A 20,396-nucleotide genomic window follows, 5' to 3' on the forward strand; every position below is an offset into this window, starting at 1 on the left:
CTCAGCTCTGGGACGCAGCTTTGGGAAGAATGTCGTTGGCGACCATTTCGCCGAACGGGCTGACGTAGCCGGCGCCTTTCGGCAACTCGGGACGCTCGATGTCGAGATGCGGGAACAGCAACTCCGCTACGCGATACGACTCTTCCAGGTGTGGGTAGCCGGAGAAGATAAAGGTATCGATACCGAGGTCCGCGTATTCCTTCACCCGCGCGGCCACGGTCGGGCCATCGCCCACCAGTGCCGTGCCGGCGCCACCGCGTACCAGGCCTACGCCCGCCCACAGGTTGGGGCTGACTTCCAGGTTGTCGCGGCTGCCGCCGTGCAAGGCGGCCATGCGTTGCTGGCCTACGGAATCAAAGCGCGACAACGACGCCTGGGCGCGGGCGATGGTTTCATCGTCCACATGGGAGATCAGTTTGTCGGCGGCCTGCCAGGCTTCGGCGTTGGTTTCACGCACGATCACATGCAGGCGAATGCCGAAGCGCAGGGTACGCCCGAGCTTGGCGGCCTTGGCGCGAACCTGTGCAATCTTTTCCGCCACCGCAGCCGGAGGCTCGCCCCAGGTCAGGACCATTTCCACTTGTTCGGCTGCCAGGTCCTGGGCCGCTTCGGAGGAGCCACCGAAATACAGCGGCGGGCGCGGTTGTTGGATCGGCGGATAGAGCAACTTGGCGCCTTTGACGCTGATGTGCTGGCCGTCGTAATCGACGGTCTCGCCTTCCAGTACGCGGCGCCAGATGCGGGTGAACTCCACCGACGCCTGGTAACGCTCTTCATGGCTCAGGAACAAACCGTCGCCGGCCAATTCATCCGGGTCTCCACCGGTCACCAGGTTGAACAACGCGCGGCCGCCGGACAGACGATCCAGGGTCGCGGCCTGACGCGCAGCCACCGTCGGGGAAATGATCCCGGGGCGCAGCGCGACAAGGAATTTCAAGCGTTGGGTCACCGGGATCAGCGACGCCGCCACCAGCCACGAATCCTCGCAGGAGCGGCCGGTGGGGATCAGTACCCCGCCGAAGCCAAGGCGGTCGGCCGCCTGGGCCACTTGCTGCAAGTAACCGTGATCAACGGCGCGAGCGCCTTCGGCGGTGCCAAGGTAATGGCCGTCGCCGTGGGTAGGCAGAAACCAGAAAATATTGAGGCTCATGGAGTTGTCTCCTGAAGAAGTCGGATTACGGCGCTTTGGCAACGGCGGCAGGTGGTGTCCAGATCACGTCCTTGATGCTCAAGGGTTTGGGGATCAATTTGAGTTGGTAGAAGCTGTCGGCGATTTTCTGCTGCGCCGCGATCACTTCAGGCGTCAGGAACTGCGCACCGTAGCCCTGGCGTTTTACCGAGGTCAGGGTGATGTCGGCCGGCAGGCCCAGCAGCGGAGCAACTTGTTCGGTGACTTGTTCCGGGTTGGCCTTGGACCATTCGCCCACGGCGCGGACTTCTTCCACCAGCGTCTTGATCACTTCAGGGTGTTTTTCGGCGTACGGCTTGGTGGCCAGGTAGAACTGATGGTTGTCGGCAATGCCGGTGCCGTCACGCAGGGTGCGGGCTTGCAGTTGCTTCTCGGCGGCTGCCTGGTACGGGTCCCAGATCACCCAGGCATCGACGCTGCCACGCTCGAACGCGGCGCGGGCATCGGCGGGCGGCAGGAACACGGTCTGCACGTCGGTGTATTTCAGGCCGGCATCTTCCAGGGCACGTACCAGCAGGTAATGCACGTTGGAGCCTTTATTGAGGACGACTTTCTTGCCCTTGAGGTCTTGCACCGATTTGATCGGCGAGTCTTTCGGTACCAGGATCGCTTCGCTGGTAGGCGCCGGCGGTTCATAGGCGACGTAGAGCAGATCGGCACCGGCAGCCTGGGCGAACACTGGCGGGGTTTCACCCGTCACGCCGAAGTCGATGGAGCCTACGTTCAATCCTTCCAGCAGCTGCGGGCCGCCGGGAAACTCGGTCCACTGCACTTGCACGCCCTGCTCGGCCAGGCGCTTTTCCAGCGAACCCTTGGCCTTGAGCAGCACCAGGGTGCCGTATTTCTGATAGCCGATCCGCAAGGTTTCGGCGGCCTGGGCTTGAACGATGGCGCCGAAGGACACAGCCGCAGCAAACAGTGCGACCAGACCACGACGCAAGATGACAGTGCGCATGGCGCTCTCTCCAAATATACGATTAGGGGGTTGGCTGCACCTGCTTGGCCGTTGGCGGCTGAGTAAGGTGAGTAGTACTTGTCGAATTCAGGTAAAGCTGGGTAAGGCTTAAATGCTCCAGCGAGCACTCAACAAACGTTCATTCAACACATTGGGGTCAAGGGGTTTCGGGCGGCGGGCCATGGCGCTGTAGAACGTCTCCAGGGCCTCGCTCAAGCGTTGTTCCAGCACCGGCACCAGTTGCGCCTGGGCGCTGCCTTCGCCGTAGGCGATCTGGCTGTCTTCGGCGAAAATCCCGTGGAGCAATTCCTGGGCTTTCAATGCCGACAGCACCGGCTTCAGCGCGTAGTCCACCGCGAGCATGTGGGCGATGCTGCCGCCGGTGGCCATCGGCAACACTATTTTGTGGGCCAGGGCGCGTTCAGGCAGCAAGTCGAGGATGGTTTTCAGCGCGCCGGAAAACGAAGCCTTGTACACCGGCGTGGCGATCACCAGGCCATCGGCGTTCGCCACTTGCTGCAACAGGTCGATGATTTTCGGGCTATCGAACCGCGCGTGCAGCAAGTCTTCGGCCGGGAAGTCCCGTATCTGATAACTCACCACTTCCACGCCTTGTTGCTGCAACCAGTTGCGGGTGTGATCCAGCAAGACCCCGGACCGGGAACGTTGGCTGGGGCTACCACCAAGTGTTACGACCAGCATGTAGGAAATTCCTTTGGAAAGTGTCGGCGGTTCGCTATGTGGCGATGGCGCCAAGATGGGACAGACCATATCAGCCAATTTATATATCTATAAATCTTATTTTTTCATTTGTTTATTCTTTAAATGCATATGTTGCCGACTAAATCGCAGGCATAAAAAAAGGCCGTCGAAACGGCCGTAAAACCCCTGCTATGTGAGACTTGAAATGCGCGCAAGTGTGGGAGCGGGCTTGCTCGCGAAAGCGGTGTGTCATTCAAAGATGCATCAACTGACAGTGCGCATTCGCGAGCAAGCCCGCTCCCACATGTGGTTGTGTGTCAGCGATTCGGTTGAGGGGTGAGCCGCAGGTACGGCTTCACCGCCCGGTAACCCTTCGGAAAGCGTTTCTTGATCTCTTCCTCGTCCTTGAGCGACGGGACTATCACCACTTCGTCACCGTCCTGCCAGTTGGCCGGGGTCGCGACTTTGTGGTTGTCGGTCAGTTGCAGCGAGTCGATTACCCGCAGGATTTCGTGGAAGTTGCGACCGGTGCTGGCCGGGTAGGTGATGGTCAGGCGAATCTTTTTGTTCGGATCAATCACGAACAGCGAACGCACGGTAAGGGTGTCACTGGCATTCGGGTGGATCAGGTCGTACAGGTCGGAGACCTTGCGGTCAGCGTCGGCCAGGATCGGGAAGTTGACGATGGTGTTCTGGGTTTCGTTGATGTCTTCGATCCACTTGTGGTGGGAGTCCACCGGGTCCACCGACAGCGCAATGGCCTTGACGCCCCGCTTGGCGAATTCATCCTTGAGCTTGGCGGTGAAACCCAGCTCGGTGGTGCACACCGGGGTGAAGTCCGCCGGGTGGGAAAACAGCACGCCCCAGCTATCGCCCAGCCACTCGTGGAAGCGAATCTTGCCGGCGCTGGAATCCTGTTCAAAGTCGGGGGCGATGTCGCCCAGTCTGAGGCTCATGGTGTGGCTCCTGATGAGTGCTTATGGAGCCCACTGTGCCTGTGTCGCGGATTATTTAAAAAGAATAAATATCGATTTATCTAGACGATAAAGGAATATTAAAAATCTGTTCATTGGACTTGGCAACGGGCGTGGATCAACATCTGCTTCAAGGTTCGAGAAGGCCTTGAGACGCTGTACAAAGAGGGGTTCAGGACGGGCTTGCGGGGGTTGAGCCCGGCTTGAAAAGTAAAGCACCCTGCCCGGCATTGCGCCGGGCAAGGTTTTACGCTCTTACTTGAACGCGTAGGTGTAGCTGAGGATTACGCGGTTTTCGTCCTGGGAACGGGTGTTCGCCAGGTCGGTACGCCACATCGCGTTTTTCCAGGCAACGCCCAGGTTTTTCAGCGGACCTTCTGGAACAACGTAAGCCAGGGTCAGGTCGCGTTCCCACTCGTTACGCTCGCCGACGGTGGTGTCGATGTTGCTACCTTTGAGGTAAACCACACCGGCAGTCAGGCCAGGTACGCCGATCTTGGCGAAGTCATAGGCGTAGCGAGCTTGCCAGGTACGTTCGCCAGCACGGGCAAACTTCTGGATTTGCATGTCGGTGATGGTGCTGTTCGACGAGCCGTCACCTTGGTTCAGCCAAGGGAAGTCGCTGTCGCCCTTGGTGTACTGGTAGCCAGCACCGAAGGTGTGACCGGCAACCGAGTACAGCGCCAGGTAGCTGTACAGGTCGTTGTCGACCTTACCTTTGACCTTGGTGGCGTTGGTCGGATGATCCGAGTAGTAGCCGGAGGTGTAGTAACCGGCAGTATCACCGTTGGCACCGTTGTCACGGCTGCGGTAGTAGCGCAGGTCACTTTTCAGGACGCCAGGACCGATCGCCCAGTTGTGGACCAGGCCCAGGAAGTTCTGAGAGTAGAAATCCTTCAGCTCGCCGAAGTAGTACGAAGCGGTCAGGTCTTTGTTGATTTTGTAGTCAGCACCGGCGTAGTAGAACTTGTTGACGAAGTTACCAGCGTCGTAGTTCGAGCTGCCGTTGGCACCGGCCAGGGACAGACCTTCATTGTTGCTGGAGTTACGGCCTTTGGAGTGCTCGATCTGACCAGCAGTCAGGGTCAGGTCCTTGAACTCGTTCGAAGAGATCTCGCCGCCCTGGAAGGTTTGTGGCAACAGACGACCGTCGTTGGTCTTGATCACCGGGTTGTTCGGCTGCAAGGTACCGATCTTCAGCACGGTTTGGGAGATCTTGACCTTACCGGTCACGCCCAGGCTGGCGAAATCGTGAGCGGCCTTGTTGCCATCACTTGGGAACACGGTGCCGCCGGAAGCAGTGCCAGTGTAGTTGCCGTGATCAGCGCGGCTGGAATCCAGACGCACGCCGTACAGGCCGATGGCGTCAAGACCGAAGCCCACAGTACCTTGGGTAAAACCCGAGATGAAACGCAGGTCGAAACCCTGACCCCATTCAGCGTTTTTGCTGCGGGTGTTCGAGGTAGCCGATGGCTTCAGATCGCGGTTGTCGGTGTTGATGTAAAAGTTACGTACGCCCAGCGTGATCTTGCTGTCATCGATAAAACCAGCGGCGCCTGCTTGTTGGGCGATTGCCCCCAAAGCTACGGCCAACGCCAATGTTGACTTCTTCATGTACCGCTCCTCTCATTTCTAATTTTTGTATTTCTTAGGTCTCGGGTCTGACGCCCTCGATCCACAGATGCGCGATTAGCACCGGATAGTGACTGACAAGTCAATCGTAACCTTGTGTGTCTACTACTTTCGTCTAACCGCAGTTAATTTGGTCCTTGCAGGGTAATGAGTTTTTCATACACCCAAAAAGAATTGTTTCGTCCTTTTTCATACCATTCAGGAATAACGCTTTCCATGGGACGGTCAAGCCGACAGGCGATGCCGCTCCATAAGCGTTTTCCGAAAGAGTATGTCTTTGCGCTTTTTTAGATCGTTTTGTGTTGACCAAACGGGGTCATACGTCACTCACGATCAAAAACGCGACGCCATCATGGCCAAACGCACATCATTCCGTCAATTTGTTACAGTTTTTGTATCGATGAAACTTTTCTGCCGTCCCAACAATCCACCTCACCGTACCCGGTGATAATGTCACTTTGATGTCAGTTATATGTATAAATTGGCAAACCCTGTGTTCAGGGCCGATGCATCCGCCGAGGAGCATGACTCGCCAAAGTGACAGGCGAGAGGATTGCCCCCTCGCCCCTTAGCCTTACAACGCCTTTTCGAAAATCTTCGAATTACGCTGATAGTTGTATAACGACGCCCGCGCCGACGGCAGGCGATCCACCGTGCTCGGCACAAAACCACGTTCGCGGAACCAGTGGGCGGTACGGGTCGTCAGCACGAAGAGCGTCTTCAAACCCTGGGCCCGGGCACGGGTCTCGATGCGCTCCAGCAGTTCGTCACCGCGACCGCCATGGCGGTACTCCGGGTTCACGGCCAGGCACGCCAGCTCCCCTGCGTCGGAGTCGGCGATCTGATACAGCGCCGCACAGGCGATGATCATGCCTTCACGTTCCACCACGCTGAACTGCTCGATTTCCCGCTCCAGCACTTCCCGGGAACGGCGCACCAGAATCCCCTGCTCTTCCAGCGGGCTGATCAGATCCAGCAGACCGCCGACATCTTCAATTGCCGCTTCGCGCACCAGCTCAAACTGCTCCTGGGCCACCAGCGTACCGCCGCCATCCCGGGTGAACAGCTCGGTCAGCAAGGCGCCGTCTTCGGCATAACTGACAATGTGGCTGCGGCCTACGCCGCCACGGCAAGCTTCAGCCGCCGCGTCCAGCAATTCGGCCTGGTAGTTGTTGCCCAGGCGTTGCAGGTGCGCGGGCACCTGTTGCGGCCGCAATTCACGCACCAGGCGGCCGTGCTCGTCGATCAGGCCGAGATCGGCACCGAACAGCAGCAACTTGTCCGCGCCCAGGTCGATGGCTGCGCGGGTGGCGACGTCTTCACAGGCGAGGTTGAAGATTTCGCCGGTAGGCGAGTAGCCCAGCGGCGACAGCAGCACGATGGAGCGCTCGTCCAGCAGGCGGTTGATGCCCTTGCGGTCGACCCGGCGCACTTCGCCGGTGTGGTGATAGTCGACGCCTTCAAGCACACCGATCGGGCGCGCCGTCACCAGGTTGCCGCTGGCCACCCGCAGGCGCGAGCCCTGCATCGGCGAGGACGCCATGTCCATGGACAAGCGCGCTTCGATAGCAATGCGCAGATGGCCGACCGCATCGATCACGCACTCCAGCGTTGCGGCATCGGTGATGCGCAAGCCTTCGTGGTAAGCCGGGGTCAGGCCGCGGGCGGCGAGGCGGGTTTCAATTTGCGGGCGCGAACCGTGGACCAGCACCAGTCGCACGCCCAGGCTGTGGAGCAGCACCAGGTCGTGGACGATATTGCCGAAGTTCGGGTGCTCTACACCATCGCCCGGCAGCATGACGACAAAGGTGCAATCCCGGTGGGCATTGATGTAAGGCGAAGCGTGACGAAGCCAATTGACGTATTCGGGCATAAAAACCTGGGCCTGTAATAAAAAGCAGCCAAAAAAGGATGAATCGCAAAAACGCACAGCGGGCTGTTGGTTATCGTCGGAACAGGCTTGGCGACACGCTCGCTCTCCTTCTATGTACGGATGGGCAGGGGTTAATTTATGCAGGTGTCAGGCAGTAATGTTGAATCAGTTCACGCAATAGACGCACTGTAGGCGTCAAGCGTGACATTTCAAGGTACTCGCCTGGCTGGTGGGCGCAGGCGATATCGCCAGGGCCAAGCACCAGGGTCTCGCAACCAAGGCGCTGAAGATAAGGCGCTTCGGTGCCGAACGCCACTGCTTCGGCGCGATGACCGGTAAGTCGTTCAGCTACCCGCACCAACTCTGCATCCTCGGCCTGCTCGAACGGCGGCACTTCGGGGAACAGCGGCGCGTAGTCGATCTTCACCTGATGGCGCTCGGCCAAGGGTTCGAGCTTCTGCCGGATGGCAGCGCGCAGCACCTGGGGATCCATGCCCGGCAGGGGCCGCAGGTCGAATTCCAGGGAGCATTGGCCGCAGATGCGGTTGGGGTTGTCGCCACCGTGGATGCAGCCGAAGTTCATGGTCGGCTGTGGCACGCTGAACTGCGGATTGCGGTATTCGCGCTGCCAGGCCAGGCGCAGGCCACGCAGTTCGCCAATGGCGTCATGCATGGCTTCGAGGGCGCTGTGGCCCAGGCTTGGGTCCGACGAATGGCCGCTGCGCCCGAGAATATCGATGCGCTCCATCATTACGCCCTTGTGCAAGCGGATGGGCTTGAGGCCGGTGGGTTCACCGATCACCGCCGCACGGCCCAAGGGACGACCCGCCTCGGCCAGTGCACGAGCACCGGCCATGGAGCTTTCTTCATCGCAGGTAGCAAGAATCAGCAGCGGCTGTTTGAAAGGCTGGCCGAGCAACGGCTGGACGGCTTCGATCACCAGGGCGAAAAAGCCCTTCATGTCACAGCTGCCCAGTCCTACCCAGCGGCCGTCGACTTCCGTCAGCTTGAGCGGATCGGTCTGCCATAGGGCGCCGTCGTACGGCACGGTGTCACTGTGGCCCGCCAGCACCAGGCCGCCAGGGCCGGTGCCGAAACTGGCCAACAGGTTGAATTTGCCTGGGCTGACCTGCTGGATGTCGCAGGCAAAGCCCAGGTCTGCAAGCCAGGTGGCGAGCAAATCGATGACCGGGCGGTTGGATTGGTCGAGAGAGGCCTGGGTACAACTGACCGAAGGCGCGGCAATCAGCGCGGCGAATTGTTCTTTCATGGACGGTAAAGGCATGCGCTGTCTCTCAACTTCCCGGACGAACCCCATCATAGAGCTATCTGAGTGACACAATAAACCGTTGCGGCACGTTGCCGGGCTCAGTCCTGTACACTGCACGACCTTGGCAGCCACTCTTTTCCCCGGCTGCGCTCCCGATCCTGGATTTTCCGGCCATGCAGAAAGAAACCGAAATCAAGCTCCGTGTCAGCCGCGAAACCCTCGCCGCGCTGCGTGAGCACCCGTTACTAAAAAAACGCAACAAAAGTGGCTGGGAACGCCGTGAGTTGATGAACCAGTACTTCGACACCCCGGAACGCGACCTGGCCCAGGCCAAAGTGGCCCTGCGCCTGCGCAAAGACGGCGACGAAGTGATCCAGACCCTCAAGACCCGTGGCCAGAGCGTCGCCGGCTTGTCGGAACGCAATGAGTACAACTGGGACCTGGCCAAAGCCAAGCTCGACGTGAAGAAACTCGACGGCGAATGCTGGCCCGAGCAACTGGCCGAGCTGGACAAAAAGACCCTCAAGCCGATCTTCACCACCGATTTCGTCCGCGAACGCGCTGAAATCGCCTGGGGCCGCGGCAAGGCCAAGGTGGTGATCGAAGCCGCCCTGGACCTGGGCCACGTGGTTGCCGGCAAGCAGAAAGAAGAAATCTGCGAGCTGGAACTGGAACTGCGCGAAGGCGACCCGGCCGCCCTGCTGGAGCTGGCCGCTGAACTGGCCGCGACCCTGGCGCTGATGCCGTGCGATATCAGCAAGGCCGAGCGTGGCTATCGCCTGTTCGACGCCAACAGCTACTCCCTGAGCCTGCCGGCACCGGTGCTGCACGCCGAAATGCCGCTGGACGACGCATTTGCTGCCGTCATGTGGCATCTGTTGGGCAGCAGCCAGCGCCTGGCCGAGCAATACCGTTTCAACGGCCACTGGCGTCTGCTGCAGGACTGGGTGGAAAACCTCGGCGAACTGCGGGCCCTGCTCGGCAGCCTCGGCCAGGCCGCACCGCGTCAGTCCACCAGCGAATTGCGCGCCGCACTGGACGCCTTGCTGGAAGACTGGCGTCCGCTGGTCCAGGCCGGTGACGACGATGAAGACATCCGCAAGGCCGCGCCGGAGCAGTTCGCCGAAGAACTGGAAGACGTGCGCTGGGGTTTGTTCTCCCTGACCACTTCCCGCTGGCTGCTGGCCCGCACCTGGGCCGCGGATCGCAACGTGCGTGGTAATCGCCAGGGCGCTGCACAGCTGGCCAACTGGCTGCCGCGCCTGCTGGCCGATGACGCCGTTGCCCTGCAACTGCCGCGCTACCAGCAACAGCCGGAAGACCTGGCCGAGCAACTGCCGCGTATCGAACGCATCCTGGCCTGGCTGCACCACGCACGCCAGGTGCTGGATATCGCCGAGCTGGACCGTTTGTATGGCGAGCTGAACAAGCTGGCGCACCTGGCCAACCAGCCGATCACCGATGAGTCGCTGGATGCGCGGATGCATCAGGCGATTGCGGTGTATCAGAATCGCGCCTGGAAAACCCTGCTGCGCCTGTAAAACCCTTGTGGCGAGGGAGCTTGCTCTCTCGCCACTAAAGTCAGGCCATGGCAACTATCAGCGCAACACCGGCAAACTCGTGGTGGACTTGATCTCCGACAAGGCCACTATCGAGTTGACCTCCTGAATCCCCGGCACCATCGACAGCTTCTCAAAGAAAAACCGCTCATACGCCTCGATGTCCGACGTGACGATCCGCAGTAAAAAGTCCACCGCCCCCATCAGCACATAACATTCCAGCACTTGCGGAAAACCGCGAATCGCCTCGGTGAATTCAGTGAAGTTGGAACGGCCGTGGGCGTTGAGTTTCACCTCGGCAAAAATCTGCGTATTAAGGCCGATTTTCTTGCGATCCAGCAGGGTGACCTGGCCGCGAATCACACCCTCCTCTTTCAGCCGCTGAATCCGGCGCCAGCACGGCGACTGCGACAGGCCGACCTGTTCGGCGATCTGCGCGCTGGAGAGCGAAGCGTCTTCCTGCAACAGCGCGAGAATGCGCCGGTCGTACACGTCCAGTTCAGCGTGCATAAAAATACCCATTAATCATGATTTAAAGAATTACATGATTCTCTTATAAGCCAATACAGGCTGTTTTAGATAAGAAATCTCCCGCGACGAATGCAAAAATTTCTCCAGTCGAATCCGGAGAATCATCATGCACGTCGTCGAAGCCTCCCACCCCGCCCAACGCGTTGACGCCTGGGCCGTCAGCAATGCCCACTGCCAGGCGCACTATCAAATCCTCGCCGAGGCTGAACCCGACGTGTTGTGCCGGGTGCTCAACTATTTTGCCCTGCAGTTCCTGGTGCCACGTCAGGTGAGCGTGCAGCGTGAAGACGACCTGCTGGCGATCGATATCGTGATGGATGGCCTGAGCTGGCACCGGGCCCAGGTGATCGGCGAAAAACTTCGTAACCTGATCAGTGTGTGCTCGCTGGAGCTGCGCCCGGCAGATGCTGCGCGGCCTCTGGCGGTCCAGGCGGCCGCTCAGTAAAAGCCTGCAATAAACCCCGGAGGCCGAGGCGCAAAGGGTGACTAGCCTGAGGACTACGCCTAATCGTTGCCCAGGAACGTCACCATGTCCGTTGCGCCAAATCCGCAGGATCGCTGGCTGGAAATCCATCAGTTGTTGCCTGCCCTGATCGACCAGGGCCTGGTGCCCGCCGACCTGGCCCTACCGGCGAACAGTGGTCTGCATCCCCTGGAATGCATTGCCCGCCAGGGGCCGTCTCTGGAAATGCTGACCGAATGGCTCGCCCGCCACTGCGGCCAGCCCTACCTGCGTATCGATCCGTTGAAAATCGACGTCGCGGCGGTGGTGCCGCTGATGTCCTATGCCTTTGCCCAGCGCCACAAGATCCTGGCCGTTGCGGTCGACGCCCACAGCGTTACCGTCGCCAGCGCCCAGCCTTTCGTGAGCAGTTGGGAAGCCGGCCTGGCTCAGGTGTTGAAGCGCTCCATCAAGCGGGTGCTGGCCAATCCCCAGGAGATCCAGCGCTGCACCGTGGAGTTTTACCGACTGGCGAAATCGGTCAGCGGCGCCATTGATCAAAAAACCTCCGGCGCGCCGAATATCGAACAACTGCTCCATCTCGGCGCCAACGACCAGGAGCCCGACGCCAACGACGCGCACATCGTCAACATCGTCGACTGGCTGTTGCAGTACGCCTTTGGCCAGCGGGCCAGTGATATCCATCTCGAACCCGGACGCGATCAGGGGAGCGTGCGTTTTCGCATCGACGGGCTGCTGCATGATGTCTATCAATTCCCATCCCAGGTGACGATGGCGGTGGTCAGCCGCCTGAAAAGCCTGGGCCGGATGAACGTGGCGGAAAAACGCAAACCCCAGGACGGCCGGGTGAAGACCAAAAGCCCCACGGGCGGGGAAGTGGAGGTGCGCCTGTCGACCTTGCCCATAGCCTTCGGCGAAAAGCTGGTGATGCGAATTTTTGACCCGCAGGTGCTGCACAAGGATTTCCAGCAACTGGGACTTTCCAGCGACGACCTGCAACGCTGGCAATCCATGACCGGCCAGGCCAACGGCATCATCCTGGTCACCGGCCCTACCGGTTCCGGCAAGACCAGCACGCTGTACACCACGCTCAAGCAATTGGCCACTCGCGAGGTCAACCTGTGCACCGTCGAAGACCCGATCGAGATGGTGGAGCCGGCCTTCAACCAGATGCAGGTGCAGCACAACATCGACCTGACCTTCGCCAGCGGCATCCGCGCCCTGATGCGCCAGGACCCTGACATCATCATGATCGGCGAGATTCGCGACCTGGAAACCGCAGAAATGGCGATCCAGGCCGCCCTGACCGGGCATCTGGTGCTGTCGACGCTGCACACCAACGATGCGCCCGGCGCCATAAGCCGCTTGCTGGAACTGGGCATTCCCCATTACCTGATCAATGCCACGCTGCTGGGGGTGATGGCCCAGCGCCTGGTCAGGCTGTTGTGCCCGCACTGCAAGCGGCAAGCCGGGCAGGTCCATCAGGCAGTGGGTTGCGGCGAGTGCCGGGAAAGTGGCTATCGGGGTCGAGCCGGGGTCTACGAGATCATGCTGATGAACGATCGCCTCAAGGCCCTGGTCAGCCCGGGCACCGACCTCCAGGCCCTGCGTCTGGCGGCCCTTGAACAGGGAATGTGCAGCTTGCGGTCCGCCGGTATGCGCAAGGTAATGGCAGGACTGACAACACTTGAAGAGGTACTGCGAGTGACGCCTGGGGATTCAGAAACAAATCCTTTGATCGATGGCGCGGTAATCCGTCCTTATCCGTGACAACACCGTTACAATCGGAAAAACCTCGCTTCACCGTCACCAGACAAGGAATCGTTATGCAGATCGGAACCGTACTGCTTCTTTTTGTAGGCTTGGCCGTCGCCATCCTTTTCATGGGTTTCAAGGTGGTCCCGCAGGGTTACCAGTGGACAGTCGAGCGCTTCGGCCGCTACACCAACACCCTCAAGCCCGGCCTGAACATCATCATTCCGGTCATGGACCGCATCGGTCGCAAGATCAACGTGATGGAAAGCGTGCTGGATATCCCACCCCAGGAAGTCATCACCGCTGACAACGCCACGGTGCAGATCGACGCCGTGTGCTTCTTCCAGGTGGTCAATACCGCCCAGGCTGCCTACGAGGTGAACAACCTCGAACACGCCATCCGCAACCTGTTGCAAACCAACATCCGTACCGTGCTCGGCTCCATGGAGCTGGATGCGATGCTCAGCCAGCGTGACGGCATCAACGAAAAACTGCTGCGCACCGTCGACGAAGCCACCGCACCGTGGGGCATCAAGATCACCCGGATCGAGATCAAGGACATCAGCCCGCCTGCCGACCTGATGGCCGCCATGTCCGGCCAGATGAAGGCCGAGCGGATCAAGCGTGCGCAGATCCTCGAGGCCGAAGGCCTGCGAGCCTCCGCGATCCTGACCGCCGAAGGCAAGAAGCAGGCGCAGATCCTGGAGGCCGAAGGTGGTCGTCAGGCCGCCTTCCTGGAATCCGAAGCCCGCGAACGTCAGGCCGAGGCCGAAGCCCGCGCCACTCAAGTGGTATCGGAAGCCATCGCCACCGGTAACGTGCAGGCCATCAACTACTTCGTCGCCCAGAAATACATCGACGCACTGGGCAAGCTGGCCTCGGCCAACAACAGCAAGGTGATCCTGATGCCGCTGGAAGCCAGCCAGGTGATTGGCGCAGTCGGCGGCATCGGCGAAATCGTCAAGGCAACCTTCGACAACAAGAAAGCCTGAGGCACGCACCATGTGGGAATTCCTGCAGCACCTGTCGTTTTGGGACTGGCTGGCACTGGGCACGGTGCTGTTGATCCTTGAAGTGTTCGGTGCCGGTGGTTATCTGCTGTGGATGGGCATCGCCGCGGCAGCCGTGGGCGTGATCAAGTTCCTGGTGCCGAGCCTGGGGCTGGAGTGGCAACTGCTGCTGTTCGCCGTGCTGTCGATCCTCACGGCGGTGTACTGGTGGCGACGCCAGCGCAGCAGCGCCAAGGTCAGCGACCAGCCGGGGCTGAACATGCGCGGCTCCGAGTTGATCGGTCGCACCTTTGTGGTGCATCAGGCCATCGTCGAGGGCCGTGGCAAGATCAAGGTGGGTGACGGTGTGTGGATGGCATCCGGGCCGGACGCGCCGGCTGGGGCACACGTACGTGTCATTGGTCAGGAAGGCGTGATTTTGCAGGTTGAAACTGTTTAGTCATCCATGGAACTCGACTGGGCTATCTACAATCAAACTGTTCAGATAACCCAGTCGGAGTCACCCATCATGCGTCTAAAATATGCTGTCGCAACCCTCGCTGTGCTTTCCCTTCCTGTCGGTTCAGCCATGGCCGACAGCTTCTGGCGTAATGTCATCTCATCGGGTGCCACGACCGGCTCGACGTACCTGACCTTCAAGGACCACAAAATGGTAGTCGCCGCCCAGGACGACGCCGGTAGCTTCGTCGCCAGTGACGGCAACATCCGTGGCCCATACCTGGAAGCTGCGATGCAGAAAGTCCGCGCCGATAACCCTGGCCTCAAGGCCACGGATATGGACCTGGCGAACGCAATCCTGGCAAAAAACGCCATTGCTTCCGAGTAATACCGCCGCATAAAAAATGCCGCTCCTCGAGAGCGGCATTTTTTTGCCCTGATTTCCTACGCCAGACGCTGGCGATTCCGCATCTGAACAGGAAAAGTCCTGTCGAGTTGCAGGCGCGCCCGGCAACAAGCTATCGATTCCCTTCAGACTGAGTGAATCGATGACCATGCAAAAACTCTCCTACGCCCTGCTGCTCGCCGCGGTTGCCACGCCTTATGCCCAGGCAGAAAGCTGGTACGGGTCGGCAAAGCTCAACAGCGCCCGGCAGAATCTCTCAAGCTCACTGCTGACCAGCCCACGTGTAACCCACCGGGTAGAAGCCCCCGACAGCAGCAAGACTTTCACCGGCTCATTCGCCGTGGGCTATGCCTTTGCCGATGGCTGGCGCCTGGAGGGGGAATACACGATGCCCAGCCACTCGACCTTCAAATCCCATTGGGCACCGTTCAATGCCAACGTCAACAGCCTGCGCACCGACAGCCAGCGCCTGATGCTCAACGGTTATAAAAACATCCCGATCAATGAATGGCTGTCGTTCTACGGTATGGCGGGAGTCGGCGTCGCCCAGGTTGACGCCGAGGGTTACCAGACCAACGACACCCGCCGTTTCGCCAGCAATCGCCAATACAACTTCGCCTACAGCGTTGGCCTGGGGCTGGATGCCAAGGTCAGCGAAACCCTGACCCTGGGTACCGGCTGGCGTTACGTGGACATGGGCGGGATCGAGACCGGCTACAACACGTTCGCCAATCGGATCAACGCCCGGGACGAACAGCTCAAAGGCAAGCTCAAAGAGCAGAACGTGTTTCTTGAGGCACGCGTTGCCTTCTGACACCGATGCTGAAATGCCGCTCCCGAGGCGGCATTTTTTGTTTCAGGCGGGACGATTCATTCACAGACGACAGGCTATATTCAGTCGAGCCGTGCAACCATGCCCGGCATTGATATGCTTTTTCTCATCGCCTTCTGAAACGGATGCCTTCAACGTCATGAGCCAACTGCCCTTTCTGCCGTTCTCCAAGCCCACCATTGATGAAGCCACCATCTCGGCGGTAGGCGACGTACTGCGCTCCGGCTGGATCACCAGCGGGCCGAAAGTGCAGGCGTTCGAGGCGCAGTTGTCGGAATATTTTGGGGGGCGCCCGGTGCGTACCTTCAACTCGGGCACCTGCACCATGGAGATTGCCTTGCGCATCGCCGGTATCGGGCCTGGTGACGAAGTCATCACCACCCCGATTTCGTGGGTAGCCACGGCCAACGTGATTCTGGAAGTCGGTGCCACACCGGTGTTCGCCGACATCGACCCGGTGACCCGCAATATCGACCTGGCCAAGGTGGAAGCCGCGATCACACCGCGCACCAAGGCAATCATCCCGGTATACCTGGCGGGCCTGCCGTTGGACATGCCATTGCTCTACGCGCTGGCCAACAAGTACAACCTGCGCATCGTCGAAGATGCAGCCCAGGCCCTGGGTTCCAGCTGGGATGGCCAACGCATTGGCGCTACCGGCGATTTCGTATCGTTCAGCTTCCAGGCGAACAAGAACATCACCTCGTCCGAAGGCGGCTGCCTGGTATTGAACAACGCTGAAGAAGCACGCCTGGCGGAAAAATATCGCCTGCAGGGCGTGACCCGCACCGGCTTCGATGGCCTCGACGTGGATGTGTTGGGCGGCAAGTTCAACATGACCGACATCGCAGCAGCCATCGGCCTGGGCCAGTTTGCCCATATCGAGAAGATCACTGCCCACCGCCAGGAACTGGCGCGTCACTATTTCGAATGCTTCGGCAGTGATTTTGAAGCGCAGTACGGTGCGCAATTGCCACCGGCAGACTTCGAAAACAGCAACTGGCACCTGTTCCAGCTGGTACTGCCGGAGCGCCAGGACGGCCTGCCCGCACGCGCCACGTTCATGGAGCAGATGCAGGCCCATGGCGTCGGCATTGGCTATCACTACCCACCGATCCACCTGCTGAGCTTGTACAAGGCGCAGGGATTCAAGGAAGGCATGTTCCCGGTAGCGGAAAAAGTGGGGCGTTTGATTGTGTCGTTGCCGATGTTCACGGCGATGACGAAGGCGGATGTAGAGCGTTCGGTAGCGGCGGTAAAAGCAGTATTGAAACGCGGATAAAACCTTTGCGGGAGCCGGTTGCCGGCTCCCGCAGCGGGATCACTCGCCGATGGCAGCCTTGTAACCGGCAGCGTCCAGCAGCTTGTCCAGCTCAGCCGGGTTGCTTGGCTTGAGCTTGAAGATCCAGGCGCCGTAAGGGTCGGAGTTCAACAGTTCTGGCTCGCCGCTCAAGGCGTCGTTCACCGCGATCACTTCGCCAGCAATTGGCGAGTAGATATCCGAAGCGGCCTTAACGGATTCAACTACACCCGCCTGCTGAGTCGCCTCAAATACGTTGCCGACTTCGGTCAACTCAACGAACACTACATCCCCCAATGCTTCCTGGGCATGGTCCGAGATCCCGACGGTCACGGTGCCGTCAGCTTCCAGACGGGCCCATTCGTGACTTTCGGCAAAACGCAGGTCGGCAGGGATATCGCTCATAGTCTGTGTCCTCAAGGAAAAATGTCAGCGGCCATTGGCCCGCCGGAAAAGTTAGATCAATGTTTTGCCATGGCGCACGAACGTCGGTTTGACCACCCGAACCGGGTACCACTTGCCGCGGATTTCCACCTCGGCCCGGTCAGCAGTCGCCGACGGCACACGCGCCAGGGCAATGGATTTGCTTAGCGTAGGAGAGAAACTACCACTGGTGATCTCTCCTTCGCCAACATTGGCGATACGAACCACCTGGTGAGCGCGTAAAACCCCGCGCTCTTCCAGCACCAGGCCGACCAGCTTGGACTTCACACCCGCAGCCTTTTCGGCTTCCAGGGCGGCGCGGCCGATGAAATCCCGCTCGGCCGGCTCCCAGGCGATGCTCCAGGCCATGTTGGCTGCCAGGGGCGAAACGTCCTGATGAATATCCTGACCGTAGAGGTTCATGCCGGCCTCGAGGCGCAGCGTGTCGCGGGCGCCGAGGCCGATGGGCGAAATGCCTGCGCCTACCAGGTCGTTGAAGAACGCCGGGGCCTGATCGGCCGGCAGGACAATTTCAAGACCGTCTTCGCCGGTGTAACCGGTGCGCGCGATAAACCAGTCGCCGTCAGCCAGGCCTTCAAAGGGCTTGAGCTGATGGATCAGGGTGGCGCGGGACTGGGTCACCAGTTCAGCGATCTTTTGCCGGGCATGGGGGCCTTGAATGGCGAGCATGGCCAATTCGGGCCGCTCGCGGAGCTGGGCCTGATAGCTGCCGAGCCGAGCCTGCATCCAGGCCATGTCCTGGTCACGGGTGGCGGCGTTGACCACCAGCCGGTAACCGCCCTCGGTACGGTAGACGATCATGTCGTCCACCACGCCGCCCTGCTCGTTGAGCATGGCGCTGTATAACGCGCGGCCGCAGCCGTGCAATCGGTCAACATCATTGGCCAGCAAATGCTGGAGCCATTCCTTGGCCTGGGGGCCTGTGATATCGATCACGGTCATATGGGATACATCAAACACCCCGCAGTCGCGTCGCACCTGATGGTGCTCCTCAACCTGCGAGCCGTAGTGCAAAGGCATATCCCAACCGCCAAAATCGACCATTTTCGCGCCAAGGGCGAGATGCAGGTCATACAGAGGCGTGCGCTGTCCCATGGGTTTCTCCTTCCGGGCGTGGCGAAGGTGCGGACGGTCGCCGTTCGGGCCGCACGCCTTGAAATACAAGGCCTGTAGCCGCGTTCAGCAACCCGATCTGAAAGATCGACCGCACCGAATGCCGCGCATTGTAGCCTCAAGCCGTAGGACTGGCACCTAACCGATTCGTCGCGCCGAACGTCGGATCAACCCGATGACCGGTAGCAGCCCCACCAATACCAGGGTCAGGGCCGGCAGCGAAGCCCGCGCCCACTCCCCTTCGCTGGTCATCTCGAAAATCCGCACCGCCAGCGTGTCCCAGCCGAACGGGCGCATCAGCAGGGTCGCCGGCATTTCCTTGAGCACATCGACAAACACCAGCAGCGCCGCGCTCAGGGTGCCCGGCAGCAAAAGTGGCAGATACACTTTGCAAAACAGTCGCGGCCCGCTGACCCCAAGACTGCGGGCGGCTTCCGGCAAGGACGGACGGATTCGCGCCAGGCTGTTTTCCAGCGGCCCGTAGGCCACCGCAATGAAGCGCACCAGATACGCCAGCAGCAAGGCCGACAAACTGCCCAGTAACAGCGGTTTGCCGGCGCCCCCCAGCCAGCCGGAGACCGGGATCACCAGTTCACGATCCAGGTAGCTGAACGCCAACATGATCGACACCGCCAGTACCGAGCCGGGCAGCGCGTAGCCTACGTTGGCCAGGCTGATGCCGGAGCGGATGGCCCGGGTGGGCGCCAGGCGATGGGCGAACGCCAGCACCAGGGCCACGCTGACGGTGATCAGGGCAGCCATACCGCCCAGGTACAGGGTATGGACGATCAAACCGGCGTAGCGCTCGTCCAGGTCGAAACGGCCACGCTGCCAGAACCAGGCCACCAGTTGCAGCATCGGGATCACGAACGCGCAGGCGAACACCAATCCGCACCAACCGCTGGCCAACGCCGCCTTGAACCCGCGCAGATGGTAAAGCGCCTTGCCGCGAGGTCGCTCGTTGCTCGGCCGGCTGGCGCCCCGGGCACGGCGTTCGCCGTACAGCACCAGCATCACCACCAACAGCAACAGACTGGCCAGTTGCGCGGCACTGGAGAGGCTGAAAAAGCCGTACCAGGTCTTGTAGATGGCGGTGGTAAAGGTGTCGAAGTTGAACACCGAGACGGCACCGAAATCCGCCAGGGTTTCCATCAACGCGAGGGCCACGCCCGCACCGATGGCGGGACGCGCCATGGGCAGGGCCACCCGCCAGAACGCTTGCCACGGCGACTGCCCCAAGACACGCGCCGCTTCCATCAGGCCTTTGCCCTGGGCGAGGAACGCGGTGCGTGCCAGCAGATAAACATAGGGGTAGAACACCAGCACCAGCACGATGATCACACCGCTGGTCGAGCGCACACGCGGCAGGCGCAAGCCTGTACCAAACCATTCGCGCAGCAGGGTTTGCACCGGGCCGGAGAAGTCCAGCAGGCCGACGAAGACGAAGGCGAGCACATAGGCGGGAATCGCGAAGGGCAGCATCAACGCCCAGTCCAGCCAGCGCCGGCCGGGAAACTCGCAGAGGCTGGTCAGCCAGGCCAGGCTGACGCCCAGCAGCGTAACGCCCACACCGACGCCCAGCACCAGGGTCAAGGTGTTGCCCAGCAGACGTGGCATCTGGGTTTCCCACAGGTGGGACCAGATTTGATGGTCGATGGTCTGCCACGACAGCAACAGCACGCTCAACGGCAGCAGCACCAGGGCGGCGACGGTGAAGACCGGCAGGTACCAGCGGCGTTGGGCGGGATGGGCCAAAGGTTAATTCTCAGAGAATGAATAGCTTGAAGCCAGCGCTAACCAATGTGGGAGCGGGCTTGTGTGGGAGCGGGCTTGCTCGCGAAAGCGGCGTGTCAGTCAACGCCTATGTGACTGATACACCGTCTTCGCGAGCAAGCCCGCTCCCACACAAACCCGCCCCCACATTTAGATCGGCGGCGCCTTGCAAATTGT

Annotated in this window: 19 protein-coding genes; 8 read left to right on the forward strand and 11 right to left on the reverse strand. The window is 60.4% G+C overall.

What is annotated here, in order from left to right; all coding sequences use genetic code 11:
- Position 1: 1 nt before the first annotated feature.
- The 7 genes from ssuD to argE form a co-directional block, all read right to left on the reverse strand.
- Positions 2-1,150 (reverse strand): FMNH2-dependent alkanesulfonate monooxygenase, encoded by a 1,149-nt coding sequence (gene ssuD / locus HX818_RS13565; protein ID WP_003213905.1) that lies wholly within the window; start codon positions 1,148-1,150, stop codon positions 2-4.
- Between the two features lie 25 nt (positions 1,151-1,175).
- Positions 1,176-2,144 carry a sulfonate ABC transporter substrate-binding protein gene (locus tag HX818_RS13570; RefSeq protein WP_003213907.1) on the reverse strand — a complete coding sequence of 323 codons (969 nt, stop codon included), beginning with the start codon at positions 2,142-2,144 and terminating at the stop codon, positions 1,176-1,178.
- Positions 2,145-2,252: 108 nt separating this feature from the next.
- A complete protein-coding gene (ssuE, locus tag HX818_RS13575; protein WP_003213909.1) occupies positions 2,253-2,846 on the reverse strand; it encodes an NADPH-dependent FMN reductase in 594 nt (197 codons plus the stop codon).
- 317 nt (positions 2,847-3,163) lie between these two features.
- The gene (locus HX818_RS13580; RefSeq protein ID WP_003213910.1) at positions 3,164-3,802 is read right to left on the reverse strand and encodes a peroxiredoxin; all 639 of its coding nucleotides are present in this window, start codon (positions 3,800-3,802) and stop codon (positions 3,164-3,166) included.
- Between the two features lie 273 nt (positions 3,803-4,075).
- Positions 4,076-5,434: an OprD family porin gene (locus HX818_RS13585; protein ID WP_177020270.1), complete on the reverse strand. Its 1,359-nt coding sequence runs from the start codon at positions 5,432-5,434 to the stop codon at positions 4,076-4,078.
- 592 nt (positions 5,435-6,026) lie between these two features.
- Positions 6,027-7,325: an amino-acid N-acetyltransferase gene (gene argA, locus HX818_RS13590; protein ID WP_003213914.1), complete on the reverse strand. Its 1,299-nt coding sequence runs from the start codon at positions 7,323-7,325 to the stop codon at positions 6,027-6,029.
- A gap of 136 nt (positions 7,326-7,461) precedes the next feature.
- Positions 7,462-8,610: an acetylornithine deacetylase gene (argE, locus tag HX818_RS13595; protein WP_177020271.1), complete on the reverse strand. Its 1,149-nt coding sequence runs from the start codon at positions 8,608-8,610 to the stop codon at positions 7,462-7,464.
- Between the two features lie 158 nt (positions 8,611-8,768).
- Here argE and HX818_RS13600 point away from each other — a divergent pair, with 158 nt between their 5' ends.
- On the forward strand, positions 8,769-10,136 hold the full coding sequence (locus tag HX818_RS13600) for an inorganic triphosphatase (protein WP_003213918.1): 1,368 nt from the start codon (positions 8,769-8,771) through the stop codon (positions 10,134-10,136).
- A 57-nt stretch (positions 10,137-10,193) separates the two neighbouring features.
- Here HX818_RS13600 and HX818_RS13605 read toward each other — a convergent pair whose 3' ends face one another.
- On the reverse strand, positions 10,194-10,664 hold the full coding sequence (locus tag HX818_RS13605) for an Lrp/AsnC family transcriptional regulator (RefSeq protein ID WP_003213920.1): 471 nt from the start codon (positions 10,662-10,664) through the stop codon (positions 10,194-10,196).
- A 127-nt stretch (positions 10,665-10,791) separates the two neighbouring features.
- On the opposite strand from HX818_RS13605, the gene HX818_RS13610 reads away from it, so the two are divergent.
- The 7 genes from HX818_RS13610 to HX818_RS13640 all read left to right on the forward strand — a co-directional run bounded on the left by HX818_RS13610 (position 10,792) and on the right by HX818_RS13640 (position 16,871).
- Complete coding sequence (locus HX818_RS13610; RefSeq protein WP_102604088.1) at positions 10,792-11,130, forward strand: hypothetical protein; 339 nt, start codon at positions 10,792-10,794, stop codon at positions 11,128-11,130.
- Positions 11,131-11,214: 84 nt separating this feature from the next.
- A complete protein-coding gene (locus tag HX818_RS13615) occupies positions 11,215-12,918 on the forward strand; it encodes a GspE/PulE family protein (RefSeq protein WP_177020272.1) in 1,704 nt (567 codons plus the stop codon).
- A 56-nt stretch (positions 12,919-12,974) separates the two neighbouring features.
- Positions 12,975-13,895, forward strand: a complete 921-nt coding sequence (locus HX818_RS13620) for an SPFH domain-containing protein (protein WP_003213925.1) — start codon at positions 12,975-12,977, stop codon at positions 13,893-13,895.
- Between the two features lie 10 nt (positions 13,896-13,905).
- The gene (locus HX818_RS13625; protein WP_008438897.1) at positions 13,906-14,352 is read left to right on the forward strand and encodes an NfeD family protein; all 447 of its coding nucleotides are present in this window, start codon (positions 13,906-13,908) and stop codon (positions 14,350-14,352) included.
- A gap of 69 nt (positions 14,353-14,421) precedes the next feature.
- Positions 14,422-14,739 (forward strand): DUF2388 domain-containing protein, encoded by a 318-nt coding sequence (locus tag HX818_RS13630; protein ID WP_008438896.1) that lies wholly within the window; start codon positions 14,422-14,424, stop codon positions 14,737-14,739.
- A gap of 160 nt (positions 14,740-14,899) precedes the next feature.
- Positions 14,900-15,571 (forward strand): outer membrane protein, encoded by a 672-nt coding sequence (locus HX818_RS13635; protein WP_008438895.1) that lies wholly within the window; start codon positions 14,900-14,902, stop codon positions 15,569-15,571.
- A gap of 157 nt (positions 15,572-15,728) precedes the next feature.
- Positions 15,729-16,871: a DegT/DnrJ/EryC1/StrS aminotransferase family protein gene (locus tag HX818_RS13640; protein ID WP_003213934.1), complete on the forward strand. Its 1,143-nt coding sequence runs from the start codon at positions 15,729-15,731 to the stop codon at positions 16,869-16,871.
- 39 nt (positions 16,872-16,910) lie between these two features.
- On the opposite strand, the gene gcvH is transcribed toward HX818_RS13640, so the two are convergent.
- The 3 genes from gcvH to HX818_RS13655 form a co-directional block, all read right to left on the reverse strand.
- A complete protein-coding gene (gene gcvH / locus HX818_RS13645; RefSeq protein ID WP_017476603.1) occupies positions 16,911-17,294 on the reverse strand; it encodes a glycine cleavage system protein GcvH in 384 nt (127 codons plus the stop codon).
- A gap of 51 nt (positions 17,295-17,345) precedes the next feature.
- Positions 17,346-18,428 (reverse strand): glycine cleavage system aminomethyltransferase GcvT, encoded by a 1,083-nt coding sequence (gene gcvT, locus HX818_RS13650; RefSeq protein ID WP_003213938.1) that lies wholly within the window; start codon positions 18,426-18,428, stop codon positions 17,346-17,348.
- 156 nt (positions 18,429-18,584) lie between these two features.
- Positions 18,585-20,201, reverse strand: coding sequence for an iron ABC transporter permease (locus HX818_RS13655; RefSeq protein WP_003213940.1), 1,617 nt, complete (start codon positions 20,199-20,201; stop codon positions 18,585-18,587).
- Between the last annotated feature and the right edge of the window lie 195 nt (positions 20,202-20,396).

It is taken from the genome of Pseudomonas sp. F9001, assembly GCF_013385435.1.
Lineage (GTDB): Bacteria > Pseudomonadota > Gammaproteobacteria > Pseudomonadales > Pseudomonadaceae > Aquipseudomonas.

Excerpts from the sequence above, each read along its gene's own strand:
- HX818_RS13620 (WP_003213925.1), top strand. The coding sequence starts at position 12,975 with ATGCAGATCGGAACCGTACTGCTTCTTTTTGTAGGCTTGGCCGTCGCC.
- HX818_RS13570 (WP_003213907.1), bottom strand. The coding sequence starts at position 2,144 with ATGCGCACTGTCATCTTGCGTCGTGGTCTGGTCGCACTGTTTGCTGCG.
- HX818_RS13610 (WP_102604088.1), top strand. The coding sequence starts at position 10,792 with ATGCACGTCGTCGAAGCCTCCCACCCCGCCCAACGCGTTGACGCCTGG.
- HX818_RS13585 (WP_177020270.1), bottom strand. The coding sequence starts at position 5,434 with ATGAAGAAGTCAACATTGGCGTTGGCCGTAGCTTTGGGGGCAATCGCC.
- ssuE (WP_003213909.1), bottom strand. The coding sequence starts at position 2,846 with ATGCTGGTCGTAACACTTGGTGGTAGCCCCAGCCAACGTTCCCGGTCC.
- gcvH (WP_017476603.1), bottom strand. The coding sequence starts at position 17,294 with ATGAGCGATATCCCTGCCGACCTGCGTTTTGCCGAAAGTCACGAATGG.
- HX818_RS13600 (WP_003213918.1), top strand. The coding sequence starts at position 8,769 with ATGCAGAAAGAAACCGAAATCAAGCTCCGTGTCAGCCGCGAAACCCTC.
- HX818_RS13615 (WP_177020272.1), top strand. The coding sequence starts at position 11,215 with ATGTCCGTTGCGCCAAATCCGCAGGATCGCTGGCTGGAAATCCATCAG.
- ssuD (WP_003213905.1), bottom strand. The coding sequence starts at position 1,150 with ATGAGCCTCAATATTTTCTGGTTTCTGCCTACCCACGGCGACGGCCAT.
- HX818_RS13640 (WP_003213934.1), top strand. The coding sequence starts at position 15,729 with ATGAGCCAACTGCCCTTTCTGCCGTTCTCCAAGCCCACCATTGATGAA.
- HX818_RS13580 (WP_003213910.1), bottom strand. The coding sequence starts at position 3,802 with ATGAGCCTCAGACTGGGCGACATCGCCCCCGACTTTGAACAGGATTCC.
- argA (WP_003213914.1), bottom strand. The coding sequence starts at position 7,325 with ATGCCCGAATACGTCAATTGGCTTCGTCACGCTTCGCCTTACATCAAT.
- HX818_RS13635 (WP_008438895.1), top strand. The coding sequence starts at position 14,900 with ATGACCATGCAAAAACTCTCCTACGCCCTGCTGCTCGCCGCGGTTGCC.
- HX818_RS13625 (WP_008438897.1), top strand. The coding sequence starts at position 13,906 with ATGTGGGAATTCCTGCAGCACCTGTCGTTTTGGGACTGGCTGGCACTG.
- gcvT (WP_003213938.1), bottom strand. The coding sequence starts at position 18,428 with ATGGGACAGCGCACGCCTCTGTATGACCTGCATCTCGCCCTTGGCGCG.
- argE (WP_177020271.1), bottom strand. The coding sequence starts at position 8,610 with ATGCCTTTACCGTCCATGAAAGAACAATTCGCCGCGCTGATTGCCGCG.
- HX818_RS13630 (WP_008438896.1), top strand. The coding sequence starts at position 14,422 with ATGCGTCTAAAATATGCTGTCGCAACCCTCGCTGTGCTTTCCCTTCCT.
- HX818_RS13605 (WP_003213920.1), bottom strand. The coding sequence starts at position 10,664 with ATGCACGCTGAACTGGACGTGTACGACCGGCGCATTCTCGCGCTGTTG.